This is a genomic window from Microbacterium sp. CFSPD4_SD4, from assembly GCF_057364585.1.
The window spans coordinates 233,494-246,338 of sequence record NZ_JBNFOC010000003.1; the positions used below are offsets into that span (position 1 = coordinate 233,494).

Sequence of the window (12,845 nt, forward strand, 5' to 3'; positions counted from 1 at the left end):
AAAACGTGGAGGGGAGTCTACGACCACAGATCCGTCCACCGGACCCCGAGGTCGGCGGTGAGGCGGCGCACGGTGGACAGCGACATGCCCACCACGGTGGAGGGATCGCCCTCGACCCGGGTGATGAAGGCGCCGCCGAGGCTGTCCACGGTGAAGGCCCCGGCGACGTGCAGCGGTTCCCCCGATGCCACGTACGCGGCGATCTCCTCATCGCTGATGTCCTCGGCGAACGTCACGGCGGCCTCCGCGACCGCGGTCGCCTCGACGAGAGCCGCGCCGGGGGAGACACGGAACACGGAGTGCCCGGAGTGCAGCACCCCCGTGGCGCCGCGCATCTCCTGCCACCGGCGCGTGGCCTCCTCCGGCGTGTAGGGCTTGCCGTACACCCGTTCCCCGAGCGCGAACATCGAGTCCCCGCCGATGACGATGCCGTCGAACGCGCCCTCGGCGGCCAGCCGCTCGGCGACGGCCGCGGCCTTGGCGCGGGCGAGCAGCAGCACCAGGTCGGCGGGTGCGACGGGACCCATGCGCTCCTCGGCCGCGGCGGCGAGGGCGTCCTCGTCCACCTCCGGCGACAGCGTGAGGGGTTCGATGCCGGCCTGACGCAGCAGCATGAGCCGGGCGGGGGAGGTGGAGGCGAGGCAGACGCGCATGGAGACCACCGTATCCTCGAAGGATGATTTCCTCCGCAGCCGACGTGCTCGATCTCGACATCACCGGCATCGCCCACGGAGGCACCTTCATCGCCCGTCACGAAGGCCGCGTGATCTTCGTCTCGGACGCGATCCCGGGCGAGCGCGTCCGTGCCCGCCTGCTGGATCCGTCCCCCGCCGCCGGGGAGCCGGACACCCGGAGCTTCTGGCGCGCCGAGACGCTCGAGGTCCTCGACGCCTCACCGCATCGCCGGCCGCACATCTGGCCGGAGGCGGACGTCGCGCACGACCCCGCCCAGCGACCCGGCGGCGCCGACCTCGGGCACATCGAGCTCGACCACCAGCGCGCGCTCAAGCGACAGGTGCTGGCGGAGGCGTTCGACCGCTTCGCCGGTCCCGGACTCGACGCCCCGGAGATCGAGGCCGTGGAGTCCGGCGACGGGACGGGGTGGCGCACGCGGGTGACCCTGCACGTCGACGATGCCGGGCGGATCGGTCCCTTCGCCGCCCGCAGCCACCGCGTCGTGCCGGTGTCGACCTACCCGCTCGCCCGCCCCGCGATCGCCGAGGCCGCCCTGGCCCTGCAGGGCGAGAAGCCCGGGCGCATCGAGCTCGTGGAGCCCGCGGACGGTCGCGTGCGCATCCTCCGGCACCCCGAGGCCGAGCGCCGGGCGCCCAGGGACCGCCGCCCCCGGCCGAAGCCCGAGGTGGTGCAGGAGCGCGTCGGCGACCGCACGTTCGACGTCGACGCCGGCGGGTTCTGGCAGGTGCACCCCCGCGCCGCCTCCGTCCTCGACGGCGCCGTGTACGGGCTGCTCGACGGACACGTGGTGCCGGACGCGACGCACTACGACCTGTACGGCGGAGTGGGCCTGTTCGCGCGGACTCTCGCGGATCTCGGCGGCACCGACGTCGTGACCGTCGAATCCAGCCGCCGCGCGACGCAGCACGCCGCCGCGAACCTCGCCCCGCTCGACGTGACCGCCGTCACGGCCCGGGTCGACCGCTTCCTGCAGCAGCCGCGGCGCGGGGCGCGACGGGGGCGGTGGTGCTCGACCCGCCCCGGTCCGGCGCCGGGCGCGCGGTCGTGGAGGGCGTGCATGCGCTGGCTCCGTCCGCGATCGCCTACGTCGCCTGCGACCCTGTCGCCCTCGCGCGCGACCTCGGTACCTTCCGCGGTCTGGGGTGGCAGGTCGACGCGCTCCGCGGGTTCGACCTCTTCCCGCATTCGCATCACTTCGAGGTCGTCGCCCTGCTCACCCGGTGAGCGCATTCCCGGCCCCCGGTCCGCGACTCACTAGGCTGTGGGCATGAGCACCGTCGCCCTCATCGACGACCACGAGTCCGTCCGCCTCGGCCTCGAGGCGCGTGCGCCAGGGACGGGCAGACCGTCGTGTTCACCGGGAGCACGGTCGGCTCCTACCTCGTGTGGCGGTCCTCCATAGGCGCCCCGCCGGCCGACGTCGTCGTGCTCGACCTCACGCTGGGGGACGGGACGACGGTGACGGAGAACGTCGTGTCCCTCGTCGCCGACGGCGCCAGCGTCGTGATCCACAGCGTCGCCGACCGGCCCGCAGCGGTGCGGGAGGCCCTGGCGGCGGGGGCGGCCGGTGTCGTCAGCAAGTCGTCGGCCCTCGACGACGTGCTGGACGCGATCCGCACCGTGGCGCAGGGCGAGGCGCTGAACAACGTCGAATGGGCGAGTGCGGTCGACGGCGACCGCGCGTTCGCCGATGCCCAGCTGTCCAGCCGCGAGCGGGAGGTGCTGCGCCTGTACGCGACGGGCCTGCCGCTGAAGGCCGTGGCCGAGCGTCTCGGCGTCGCGTACTCCACGGCGAAGGAGAACATCACCGGATCCGGGTGAAGTACGTCGAGGTCGGTCGGCCGGCGCCCACCAAGGTCGATCTGCTGCGGCGCGCGATGGAGGACGGCATCGTGACGGCCGACGGGGCGCCGAGTGCCCGCTGAGCCGCTGAGCGTCCGCGACGCCTGGAGCAAGATCCCTTCTCCCGGCAGCGCGGAGAACGGCTTCGAGCGGTTCACTGGCAAGCGGATGGAGCGCATCCTCGCGATCGTCGTCGCCCTGGGGTCGGCCGTGCTCGGAGCGCAGGCGCTGATCGCGGCCGTGCAGACGATGTCCCGCGCGGACGCGCCCCACATCTCGATGCTCGTCGCCGTCTTCGTACCGCTGACCGCGATGCTCGTCGCCTGTCTGGTCGGACGCGGCGTGCGCCTGGCCGCGGGGGTGTTCGCCGTCGTGTACGTGCTCGCGCTCGCGGCGTGGCCCGTCGTCGTCGACCCCACGGACAAGGTGGCGGGCGACCAGCCGTGGATCTTCTTCCTCGTGAACGTGGGCGTGGTGGCGGCGATGCTGGCCTTCCCCGTGCGGTTGCAGTTCGCATGGGCCGTCGGCGTGCCCTTCGTCTACGGGTACGTGCGTCTGGTGCAGGGGGAGTTCTCCCGGGAGTTCTGGGTGACGACGGCGTTCGACGTCTCCTTCACGCTGATCCTCGGCGTCGTGATCGTGTCGCTCGGCTGGATGTTCCGTTCGGTCGCCGCGGGCGTGGACGAAGCGCGGGGGACGGCCGTGGCCTCGTATGCCACGGCGGCCGCGGCCGCGGCTGCGGAGGAGGAGAGGGTCGCGATGTCGGCCCTCATGCACGACAGCGTCCTCGCGGCTCTCATCGCCGCCGAGCGCGCGGAGGGCGAGCGGGCACGGGAGCTCGCCGTGGCGATGGCCAGGGAGGCCCTCACGCGGCTCGCGAACACCGAGGCGGCGGTCGCGGAGGAGGGCAGCGACGAGCCGGTGGGGGCCGCGCAGATCGTCGTGGAACTGCGACGAGCACTCTCCGAGCTGGGCGCGGACGCCATCGTGGAGGAGCGTGGCGGCAGCGGCCTCATCCCGGGGCGGGCCGCGCGGGCCCTCGTGCTCGCCGCCCGCCAGGCGATCGGGAACGCCGTCGCGCACGCCCTTGGTCGTGGTCTGCACATCCTCGTCGTCGGTCACGGTGACGAGGGCATCGCCGTGACGATCTCGGACACCGGTGGCGGCTTCGACGTCGACGCCATCGGTCCCGACCGGCTCGGCATCCGCGCCTCGATCCTCGCCCGCATGGCCGGTGTGGCCGGGACCGCGCACATCTCCTCGGATGCGGAAGGCACCGTCGTGACCCTCGGGTGGGAGCGCTCATGAACCGGACCGTCCGCAGCGTCGCCACCTCGCTCGCCGTCGGCTTCGCGCTGTACTTCGTCGCCCGGGGGATCTGGTGGATCGAGCAGCCGACGGCTCCGCTGCTCATGGTCCTCGCCATCGCCGTGTACCTCGTGGTGGTGAACATCGCGATCCTCGGGAGTCCGGTCACGGTGCGCATGCCGTTGTGGTCGGCGCTCCTCGCCCTCGGAGCGAGCGCGGTCATCCCGGTGCTGGTCACCCTCTCGCTGGATCCCGACGATCGGACGGCGCCCTTCGCCACCTGGTACATCGGAGCCCTGGGGCTGCTCGGCATCGTCTGCGTGGTCCGTCGCCGCGCGTGGGCGGGCTGGGCGACGCTGGTCGTGCTCGTCGTCGCCGCCTCCGCCGCCCTCGGGTTCGGAGTGGCGTTGAACCTCGGCGTCGTGGGGTCGATCATGTGGGTCGCGGTCGCCCAGCTCCTGGTGATGTTCTGGGACCGCGCCGTGAGCGACACGGAGCGTCTGTCGGAGATCCAGCAGGCGGTGTCGGCCTGGCACGCGACGCAACGGGTGCGCCAGCGCGAGCGCCGCCTCCGTACCCAGTTCGCCCTCGCGGTCGCCGGCCCCGTCCTCAGCCGGGTGGTGGCGTCACGCGGCCAGCTCGACGAGGACGAGCGGCTGGAGGCGCGGCTCGCCGAGGGGCGCCTCCGCGACGAGCTGCGCGGGGCGGACCTGCTGAACGACGACGTCCGCAACGCGATCGATGCCGCCCGCCGTCGCGGCGCCTCGGTGACCGTGTTCGACGAGGGCGGACTCGACGGCGTCGACGAGGGCCGCCGCATGGAGATCCGCGACGAGCTCGCGTCGGTGCTCCGCAGCGCCGGGACGGGGCGCATCATCATCCGCTCCGCACGAGACCCGCTCGTCGCCGTCACCGTCGTCGGTCGCGCGGGTCTGCGGGCATCGGACGACGATTCCGTGGACCTGTGGCACGAGATCACGAGGGAGCGGCGCGGGACGACGTCTGACGCGCGGAGATGAGAGTGGGCGAGGGGCGGCGAATCCGCCTGCCCCTCGCCGTGCGGACAGTTACCCGAAAACCGTCCGCTGGTGGCCGATCAGCGTCTGTCTACCCTGGGACAGAGAGACCAGCCGAACGCGAAGCGTCTCCTCTAGTCTGCGGTCCCGAGCAACGGTTGTCTGTAGGTATTTTGGGGGACAAGATCCGGGCCGGAACTCAGCCGGCGAAACGTCCCCAGGGGATGTCCCGGCGCAGGGGCCGGCGCAGCGGACGCTGGGTGCGGGTCCACGCGGAGACCCGCGGCTCCTCGACCGTCGCCTCCGCCTGCTCGTTCGCATAGGCGTCCCCCAGCACCGCGATGAGGGCAGCGAGCTCCTCCTCGTTCGCGGTGCCGCGGGTGACCTCCAGCATCACGGGCGCAGGCGCCGCCCCGTCGACGGCGGGTTCCTGGCCGCTCACAGCGGGATGTTCCCGTGCTTCTTCGGGGGCAGCTCGGCACGCTTGCCCCGCAACGCCCGGAGAGCCTTCGCGATGGCCACCCGCGTGTTCGCCGGCTCGATGATCCCGTCGAGCTCGCCGCGCTCGGCCGCGAGGAAGGGCGAGGCCACGTTGTACGTGTACTCGTTCGCGAGGCGCGTGCGGACCGCCGCCACGTCTTCGCCCGCTTCCTCCGCCTTGCGGATCTCCCCGCGGTAGAGGATGTTGACGGCGCCCTGTCCGCCCATCACGGCGATCTCGGCGGTCGGCCAGGCGAGGTTCACGTCGGCGCCGAGCTGCTTCGACCCCATGACGATGTACGCGCCGCCGTAGGCCTTGCGGAGGATGACGGTCACGAGCGGCACGGTGGCCTCCGCGTACGCGTAGAGGAGCTTGGCGCCGCGGCGGATGACGCCGGTCCACTCCTGGTCGGTGCCCGGGAGGTAGCCGGGGACGTCGACGAGGGTCACGATGGGGACCGAGAACGCGTCGCAGAAGCGCACGAACCGGCTCGCCTTCTCGCCGGCCTCGATGTTGAGCGTTCCCGCCATCTGGGACGGCTGGTTGGCGATGATGCCGACCGAGCGGCCCTCGATGCGTCCGAAGCCGATGACGATGTTCGGCGCGAACAGCGGCTGCACCTCGAGGAAGTCGCCGTCGTCCACGACGTGCTCGATCACGGTGTGGATGTCGTACGGCTGGTTCGGGGAGTCCGGGATGAGCGTGTTGAGCGTGCGGTCCGCGTCGGTGGTCTCGAACTCGAACGCGCTCTCGTAGGAGGGCAGCTCCGCCATGTTGTTGTCCGGCAGGAAGCCGAGGAGCGTGCGGGCGTAGTCGATCGCGTCGTCCTCGTCCTCGGCCAGGTAGTGCGCGACACCGGAGCGGGTGTTGTGCGTGTAGGCGCCGCCGAGCTCCTCCATGCCGACGTCCTCGCCGGTGACGGTCTTGATCACGTCGGGTCCGGTGACGAACATCTGGCTGGTCTTGTCGACCATGATGACGAAGTCGGTGAGGGCGGGGGAGTAGACCGCGCCGCCGGCCGCCGGGCCCATGATGATCGAGATCTGCGGGATCACGCCCGAGGCGCGGGTGTTGAGGCGGAAGATCTCGCCGTACTTGCCGAGGGCGACGACGCCCTCCTGGATCCGCGCGCCGCCCGAGTCGAGGATGCCGATGCAGGGCATGCCGCCCGCCAGGGCGAACTCCATGATCTTGACGATCTTCTCGCCGGCGACCTCGCCCAGCGACCCGCCGAAGGTGGAGAAGTCCTGCGAGTACACGGCGACGGTGCGGCCGTGGATGGTGCCGACGCCGGTCACCACGGAGTCGCCGTACGGACGCGAGCGATCCATGCCGAACGCGGTGGTGCGGTGCCGCACATACTCGTCGAACTCGACGAAGCTGCCGGGATCGACGAGGAGTTCGATGCGCTCGCGGGCGGTCATCTTGCCCTTGGCGTGCTGCTTCTCCTTCGCCTTGGCCTCGGCGTCGACGACGGCCTCGGTGTAGCGAGCGCGCAGGTCCGCGATCTTTCCGGCGGTGGTAAAGGGGTCGGGCTTGTCCGTCACGGATTCCACCCTAGCGTCGGCTCCGCGCCGTCCGTTGGATGATCGGCACAACGGGGCGGCGGATCCTTTGGCGAGGTGCACGCTCCCTCATTCGGCGGTCGTGTCGGAACCCGGGCGCGGTGGCAGTCCGTGATCGCCGTCTCCGGGACGGGCGTCGAGCTCGTCGGCGGAGTGTTCCCGTCGGCGGCCGGCGATCTCGCCGACCCGGTGCCCGACCCATCCCGCGCCGCGCGCCACGGTGCCCGCGGCTCCCGCGACCGCGTTGCCGGCGTAGCGCGCTCCTCTCAGCATCCGCAGCTCCACCTTCTCGGCGCCGGGGATGGGCTCCAGCTCGGCAGGGAGGGTGAGGGGTGCCGCCCCGAAGGCTCGGTGGGAGGTGGTGAGCACGCGGCGTCCGAGGATGTGGTTGCCCGCCCCGCCGATCGCCGCGCCGATCCCGAAGGGCATCGCCTTGCCGATGAAGGAAGCCCCGCCCTTGGCCGCGAACTGCTTCACGAACATCCCTTTGAGCTGGTCGACGAGCGGCCCCACGGCGGCGCGGGGGAGCGACTTCGTCACCAGCTCGCCCCAGTACGCCGACCGGCTGCTGCCGCGACCGGTGACCTGCCGGGCGAGCTGCCCGACGAGGTCGACGCCCTCCTTGCCGAGCATGAGGGTCATGACGAGAGCGCGGGCACGGTCGGGGTTGCCCACCGCGATGCCGTGCACCTCGGCGACCGACTGCGCGAAGAGGGCCGTGGATTCCACGAACCCCACGGTCTCGACGCCGGAGAGCGCGAGGGTGATCCCCGTGCCGATACCCGGCACGACGGCGGTCGCGCCCACCGCGGCCCCACCGGTCGTGACGGCCGCGAGGTAGCGGCGCTCTAGGATCCGGATGATCTCGTCAGGGGTCGCGTGCGGGTTGCGGAGCCGGATGCTGCGGATGTGGGCGAGCACCAGGGGGCGCTGGATCGAGAGCACCCGGTCGAGCCCGCGGACCATCATCGGGTGTTCCGGGGAGCCGACCGGCGGCACGCCCTTGTCCCACGGGGCGTCGTCCGGGAGGGAGTGGATCTTGTGCACCTTGGGGGCCATGTGCCGATCCTATGAAGCCCGTCCGCGAAAACACCGAGAGCCCCGGTCCGTGGCGGATCGGGGCTCTCGGACGGGAGCGTCACACGAAGAGGTTCGCGCGCTCCAGGTCTTCCGCGAAGTCGACCTCGACCGCGTACAGGTCGGAGACGTCCATCGGCTCGAGCAGCAGGCCGTCCTCGGCGATCGCCAGCTCGAGACCCCGCTCGAAGTAGTCCTGGTCCTCGACCCGCTGCAGCTGGCGCATGAACGCCTTCTTGAAGCCCGAGGAGATGTAGTTGATGCCGACCGCCTCGCCGAGGCCGCCCTTGACGGACTTCGACAGCTCCTTGATGAAGCCCTCCGCCGTGACGGTGTACTTCACCTCTTCATCGCTGACCTTGGCGGTGTTGACGGTGACGAACGACTGGTCCCGCTCGATGTACGCGGCGGCGCGACCGAGGATCATCGGGTCGAACACGACGTCGCCGTTCATCCACAGCACGCCGCTCTTGCCGGTGGCGCTCAGGGCGCGCAGCAGGCTCTTCGAGGTGTTGGTCTCGTCGTAGCGGTCGTTGTGGACGTAGTTCACGGAGGGGAAGGCCTCGATGATGGTCTCCGCGCGGTAGCCCACGACCGTCGTGATGCGTGCGTCGGATCCGAAAGCGGCCCGGATGTTGTCGTGCTGCTGGCCCATGATCGTGCGGCCGTCGTTGAGCTCGGTGAGCGGCTTGGGCAGCGCACGGCCGAGGCGGGAGCCCATTCCGGCTGCGAGGATGACGGTCTGAAGAGTCACGAATACTCCTAAGGAAGTTGTGTTCACGGTCGGTTCACCGACCAGACACTTCGTCGTGCCGGGGATCATGCTAGCGATTCCCCCTGGAAAGCCCGGGGCCAGGTGGGCCCCGTTGCCATTTCGTGACCGAGTACACACGCAACGCACAGGGACGACAACCCCCTTGCAAAACCGGCGGAGAAGGGGTTCAGGCGGCGGAATCGCGCGTGGGGCCTTGGCTCTCAGCCACCCGTTGATACCGTAGGACGGTGACTTCCTCCCCTGATGACCCCACCCCCCAGGCAGAGGGAGCCGAGACCCCGGCCGAGGCCCCCGCGCCCGTTCGGAAGCCGGCCGCCAAGCGGCCTGCCTTGTCCTCTGCCGCCGCGAAGAAGGCGGCCGCGACCTCCACCGCGGGCACGTCCGCCGCGGACGCGTCGACGGCGAAGAAGAAGACCGCGGCGAAGACCTCGACGGCGAAGACCCCTGCGGCGAAGACCGCGAGCGCGAAGTCGACGAGCGCGAAGACCGCGACCTCGACGTCCACCGCTGCGAAGTCCCCGGCGGCGAAGACCGCGAGCGCGAAGTCGCCTGCGGCGAAGGCCACCGGTGCGACGTCGACCTCAGGCAAGACCGCGGGTGCGAAGGCCGCTTCGGCGAAGACCACCACGACGAAGTCCTCCACGACGAAGTCGTCCACGACGAAGTCGTCCGCGGCGGCGAAGGCACCCGCGGCGAAGTCCCCCGCGGCGAAGAAGCCGGCCGCCGCGCCGACCAAGGCCGCGGCCGAGAAGGCGGCCCCCTCGTCCGAGGTCGTGGTGGAGCCCACGCCCGCAGCGAGCGTGGATCCCGCCGCTGCGCGCACGGCCTCCGCAGCCCGAACGGCCGCGATGAAGAACACCGCGGCGCGCACCACCGGCTCGAAGCGTCCGTCCGCGACGACCACGAAGCCGAGCACGGCTGCCGCCAGGACGACGGCCGCCAAGACGGCTGCGGCCAAGGCCGCGGCGGCGAAGACGGCCGCCGCGAAGGCATCGGCGGCCAAGACGACGGCCAAGACCACCGCCGCCAAGACCGCGGCGGCGAAGGCGGCCGCGGCCAAGGCGGCTGCCGCGAAAGCCGCGGAAGCAGAGGCGGCGGAAGCACAGGCCGCGGAAGCACAGGTCGCGGACGCCGAGGCCGCTGCGGAGACGCAGCCGGAGGACTCCGGCGCCGTGTCGTCGCCGACCGCGTCCGCAGAGGCCACCGACAACGACACCGACACCGCCTCAGCCGAGACGGCGTCGGACGACGGAACCGCCGAAGCTGCGACGCTCGTCGAGGACCCCGCGGTCACCGAGGACCGTGCCACGGAGCCCGCCGTCGAGGTATCCGACACCGCTCTGCCGGTGACGACGGAGCCCGCGCCCGAAGACGGCCGCGTCGCGGAGGTCGAGATCGTCGAGGTGGTCGACGCGGCGATCGCCGAGGAGCCGCCGGCGGAAGCCGATGACGACGCGGCGGCGGAGCCCGGCACCGAGGCCATCCGCATCCGCGGCCTCGTGAAGCAGTTCGGCGAGAACCGCGCGGTCGACGGCATCGACCTCACGGTGCCCGCGGCCTCCTTCTACGGCATCGTGGGGCCGAACGGCGCCGGCAAGACGACGACCCTGTCGATCGTCGCCGGCCTCCTGCGCGCCGACGAGGGCAGCGTCCTCATCTGCGGCATCGACCAGGCGACCGACCCGCTCGCTGCGAAGCGCGTGATGGGCGTGCTGCCCGACCGGCTGCGCACCTTCGACCGCCTCACCGGGCGTCAGCTGCTCTATTACTACGGACTGCTCCGCGGGCTCGCCGCCGACGTCATCGAGAAGCGCACCGGCGACCTCGCCAGGGCCTTCGACCTCGGCGACGCCCTGAACCGGGTGGTGTCCGATTACTCGGCCGGCATGACGAAGAAGATCATGCTCGCGGGCGCGATGATCCACTCGCCCCGCGTGCTCGTCCTCGACGAGCCGTTCGAGTCCGTCGACCCCGTGTCGTCCGCCGTGATCCTCGACATCCTGCGGGCGTACGTGTCGCACGGTGGCACGGTGATCCTGTCGAGCCACGGCATGGACCTCGTGGAGCGCGTGTGCTCCCGGGTGGCGATCATCGTGAACGGCGAGGTGCTCGCCGAGGGCACGATCGACGAGGTGCGCGCGGGCCAGACGCTCGAGTCCCGATTCGTGGAGCTCGCGGGCTCCAGCGGCGAGGTGGAGGGGCTCGAGTGGCTGCACACGTTCTCCGACTGAGGTTCGCGCTCCTCCTGGGCGCTCTGCGCGGGGAACACCGGGTGCGCACCCTGCTCTCCTTCGGTGCGGTGATCGCGGTCACCGTGGTGGTGTGCGTGGCGGTGTTCAGCCTCGGCGGCGCCCCCGTCCCGGTATCCAAGGCGGTGACGGTGCTCGGCGGGGCGGCCGTCCTGCTCGGCTTCCTCGTGGGGCCGCTGCTCGTGGGAGCCGTCGACCAGCTCGATCCGCGGCGCTTCGCGGTGTTCGGCGTCGACGAGCGGAAGATGCCCTGGGTGCTCGCGATCGCGTCGCTCGTCAGTGTCCCAAGCCTCGCACTCCTCGCGGTCTACATCAGCGTGACCGTCGTCGCGATCAGGGCCGGCGCGCCGTGGCTCCCGGCCGTCCTCCTGGCGCTGATGGGGCTGCTGTCGACCATCCTCCTCTCGCGGGTGGGGATGGCGCTCAACGCGCTCCTGCTTCCGGAGCGTCGCTCCCGGGAGCTGACCGCGCTGTTCGCCCTCGCCCTGATCGTCATCGCGTTCCCCGTCGCGGTGTTCCTCGGCTCCCTCCGCTGGGACGGCGAGGTGCCGGCATCGCTGGCGACCCTGACCTCCGTGATCGGCTTCACCCCGCTCGCGGCCTCCCCGGCGGCGATGTTCGCGGCGGCGGAAGGGGAGACGGCCGCGGCCTGGATCAGCGGCCTGGTGGCCGTGGTCACCCTGGCGCTGCTGTGGCTCGCCTGGACCTGGTTCGTGCGTCGCCTGCTCACCACGACCGAGCGTCCGGTGGCGGCACGGGAACGGAGCGGACTCGGCTGGTTCGGTCTCCTGCCCTCGAACGCCTTCGGCGCCATCGCGGCCCGGAGCCTCGTGTACTGGCTGCGCGACCGCCGGTACATCATGAACATCATCGTGGTGCCGGTGGCGGGCGTGCTCACCGTGTTCCCCCTCATCGTCGCGGGTGTGCCGGTCGAGATCGCCGCCCTCGTGCCCGTGCCCGTCATGGCCCTGTTCTTCGGCTGGCTGCCCCACAACGACGTCGCCTACGATTCCACGGCCCTCTGGACCCACGTCGCGAGCGGCGTCCGCGGTCTTCCTGACCGTCTCGGGCGCCTCGTGCCGGTGCTGCTCGTCGCCGTCCCCGTGCTGGCGATCGCGGTGCCGCTCTCGCTGCTCCTCGCCGGTCGGTGGAGCCTCCTCCTGCCGCTGGTCGGTCTCGGAGCGAGCCTGCTGTTCAGCGCCCTCGGGATCTCGAGCGTGGTGTCCGTGGTCGCGCCCTACGCGGTCTCCCGCCCGGGGGACAGCCCGTTCCAGCAGCCGCAGCGGCCGACGTCCCGCGGCGTGTACGGCCCCGCGGCGGCGTTCCTCGGCGCGATCGTGCTGAGTGTGCCGACGATGTGGCTGTTCGCGGCGAGCATCGTCGCCGATTCCGGCTACGCGCCCGCCGCGTTCTGGGTCGGCATCCTCACCGGGATCGCGGTGTTCCTCGGGGGAGCCGTGCTGGGCGGCCGCATCTTCGAGCGCAGCGGCGAACGTCTGATGGAGTTCGTCGAGACCGCGTGAGACCGCCCCGCCGAGGGGGAGACGCGGCTAGAATCGCGGGATGAGTACTCCGCTGGACAGCCCCGATCAGGGTGGCGTGGCAACGCTTGATCGCGAACTGGAAGAACTCCTCCGCGAGGAGAACATCGAACCGGGCGACCACGAGCGCTTCTCGCACTACGTCAAGAAGGACAAGATCCTCGAGTCGGCGATCACGGGCAAGCCCGTCCGCGCCCTCTGCGGCAAGAAGTGGACGCCGGGCCGCGACCCCGAGAAGTTCCCGATCTGCCCGACGTGCAAGGAGATCTACGAGTCGATGGTCCGCTGACCCCGG

12 protein-coding genes and 2 pseudogenes are annotated in these 12,845 nt (G+C 71.5%); 8 read left to right on the forward strand and 6 right to left on the reverse strand.

The window, feature by feature from the left end; genetic code table 11:
* Positions 1 to 17: 17 nt before the first annotated feature.
* Entirely contained in the window at positions 18 to 653 is a 636-nt protein-coding gene (locus tag AC2W7E_RS07460) for a Maf family protein (protein ID WP_062766938.1), read from the reverse strand.
* 23 nt (positions 654 to 676) lie between these two features.
* Here AC2W7E_RS07460 and AC2W7E_RS07465 point away from each other — a divergent pair.
* From AC2W7E_RS07465 to AC2W7E_RS07485, 5 genes and pseudogenes are all read left to right on the forward strand, one after another.
* Positions 677 to 760 (forward strand): annotated as a pseudogene (locus AC2W7E_RS07465) (hypothetical protein); the annotation flags it as partial.
* A gap of 989 nt (positions 761 to 1,749) precedes the next feature.
* Positions 1,750 to 1,920 (forward strand): hypothetical protein, encoded by a 171-nt coding sequence (locus tag AC2W7E_RS07470; protein ID WP_485988872.1) that lies wholly within the window; start codon positions 1,750 to 1,752, stop codon positions 1,918 to 1,920.
* 43 nt (positions 1,921 to 1,963) lie between these two features.
* A pseudogene (locus AC2W7E_RS07475) lies at positions 1,964 to 2,621 on the forward strand (response regulator).
* Positions 2,611 to 3,846 carry a sensor histidine kinase gene (locus tag AC2W7E_RS07480; protein ID WP_485988841.1) on the forward strand — a complete coding sequence of 412 codons (1,236 nt, stop codon included), beginning with the start codon at positions 2,611 to 2,613 and terminating at the stop codon, positions 3,844 to 3,846. Before AC2W7E_RS07475 ends, AC2W7E_RS07480 begins: the two are co-directional and overlap by 11 nt.
* Positions 3,843 to 4,865 (forward strand): hypothetical protein, encoded by a 1,023-nt coding sequence (locus AC2W7E_RS07485; protein WP_025105328.1) that lies wholly within the window; start codon positions 3,843 to 3,845, stop codon positions 4,863 to 4,865. The genes AC2W7E_RS07480 and AC2W7E_RS07485 overlap by 4 nt, the downstream gene beginning before the upstream one ends.
* Positions 4,866 to 5,061: 196 nt before the next feature.
* On the opposite strand, the gene AC2W7E_RS07490 is transcribed toward AC2W7E_RS07485, so the two are convergent.
* The 5 genes from AC2W7E_RS07490 to AC2W7E_RS07510 all read right to left on the reverse strand — a co-directional run bounded on the left by AC2W7E_RS07490 (position 5,062) and on the right by AC2W7E_RS07510 (position 9,634).
* Positions 5,062 to 5,304 carry an acyl-CoA carboxylase subunit epsilon gene (locus AC2W7E_RS07490; RefSeq protein WP_253247416.1) on the reverse strand — a complete coding sequence of 81 codons (243 nt, stop codon included), beginning with the start codon at positions 5,302 to 5,304 and terminating at the stop codon, positions 5,062 to 5,064.
* Positions 5,301 to 6,890 (reverse strand): acyl-CoA carboxylase subunit beta, encoded by a 1,590-nt coding sequence (locus AC2W7E_RS07495; protein ID WP_374209026.1) that lies wholly within the window; start codon positions 6,888 to 6,890, stop codon positions 5,301 to 5,303. The genes AC2W7E_RS07490 and AC2W7E_RS07495 overlap by 4 nt, the downstream gene beginning before the upstream one ends.
* Before the next feature lie 87 nt (positions 6,891 to 6,977).
* The gene (locus tag AC2W7E_RS07500) at positions 6,978 to 7,967 is read right to left on the reverse strand and encodes a hypothetical protein (RefSeq protein ID WP_485988842.1); all 990 of its coding nucleotides are present in this window, start codon (positions 7,965 to 7,967) and stop codon (positions 6,978 to 6,980) included.
* A 79-nt stretch (positions 7,968 to 8,046) separates the two neighbouring features.
* Entirely contained in the window at positions 8,047 to 8,739 is a 693-nt protein-coding gene (locus AC2W7E_RS07505; protein WP_060923420.1) for a phosphocholine cytidylyltransferase family protein, read from the reverse strand.
* Between the two features lie 187 nt (positions 8,740 to 8,926).
* The gene (locus tag AC2W7E_RS07510) at positions 8,927 to 9,634 is read right to left on the reverse strand and encodes a hypothetical protein (RefSeq protein ID WP_485988843.1); all 708 of its coding nucleotides are present in this window, start codon (positions 9,632 to 9,634) and stop codon (positions 8,927 to 8,929) included.
* On the opposite strand from AC2W7E_RS07510, the gene AC2W7E_RS07515 reads away from it, so the two are divergent.
* The 3 genes from AC2W7E_RS07515 to AC2W7E_RS07525 are packed head-to-tail and all read left to right on the forward strand — an operon-like array spanning position 9,609 to position 12,839.
* The gene (locus tag AC2W7E_RS07515; RefSeq protein ID WP_485988844.1) at positions 9,609 to 10,991 is read left to right on the forward strand and encodes an ABC transporter ATP-binding protein; all 1,383 of its coding nucleotides are present in this window, start codon (positions 9,609 to 9,611) and stop codon (positions 10,989 to 10,991) included. The two genes, AC2W7E_RS07510 and AC2W7E_RS07515, sit on opposite strands and share 26 nt — an antisense overlap.
* Entirely contained in the window at positions 10,967 to 12,532 is a 1,566-nt protein-coding gene (locus AC2W7E_RS07520) for a hypothetical protein (RefSeq protein WP_025105321.1), read from the forward strand. The genes AC2W7E_RS07515 and AC2W7E_RS07520 overlap by 25 nt, the downstream gene beginning before the upstream one ends.
* A gap of 40 nt (positions 12,533 to 12,572) precedes the next feature.
* Complete coding sequence (locus AC2W7E_RS07525) at positions 12,573 to 12,839, forward strand: DUF3039 domain-containing protein (protein ID WP_025105320.1); 267 nt, start codon at positions 12,573 to 12,575, stop codon at positions 12,837 to 12,839.
* Positions 12,840 to 12,845 lie beyond the last annotated feature (6 nt).

Coding starts and splice junctions, on each gene's coding strand:
- AC2W7E_RS07460 (WP_062766938.1), bottom strand. CDS start 653: ATGCGCGTCTGCCTCGCCTCCACCTCCCCCGCCCGGCTCATGCTGCTG.
- AC2W7E_RS07485 (WP_025105328.1), top strand. CDS start 3,843: ATGAACCGGACCGTCCGCAGCGTCGCCACCTCGCTCGCCGTCGGCTTC.
- AC2W7E_RS07500 (WP_485988842.1), bottom strand. CDS start 7,967: ATGGCCCCCAAGGTGCACAAGATCCACTCCCTCCCGGACGACGCCCCG.
- AC2W7E_RS07515 (WP_485988844.1), top strand. CDS start 9,609: ATGAAGAACACCGCGGCGCGCACCACCGGCTCGAAGCGTCCGTCCGCG.
- AC2W7E_RS07525 (WP_025105320.1), top strand. CDS start 12,573: ATGAGTACTCCGCTGGACAGCCCCGATCAGGGTGGCGTGGCAACGCTT.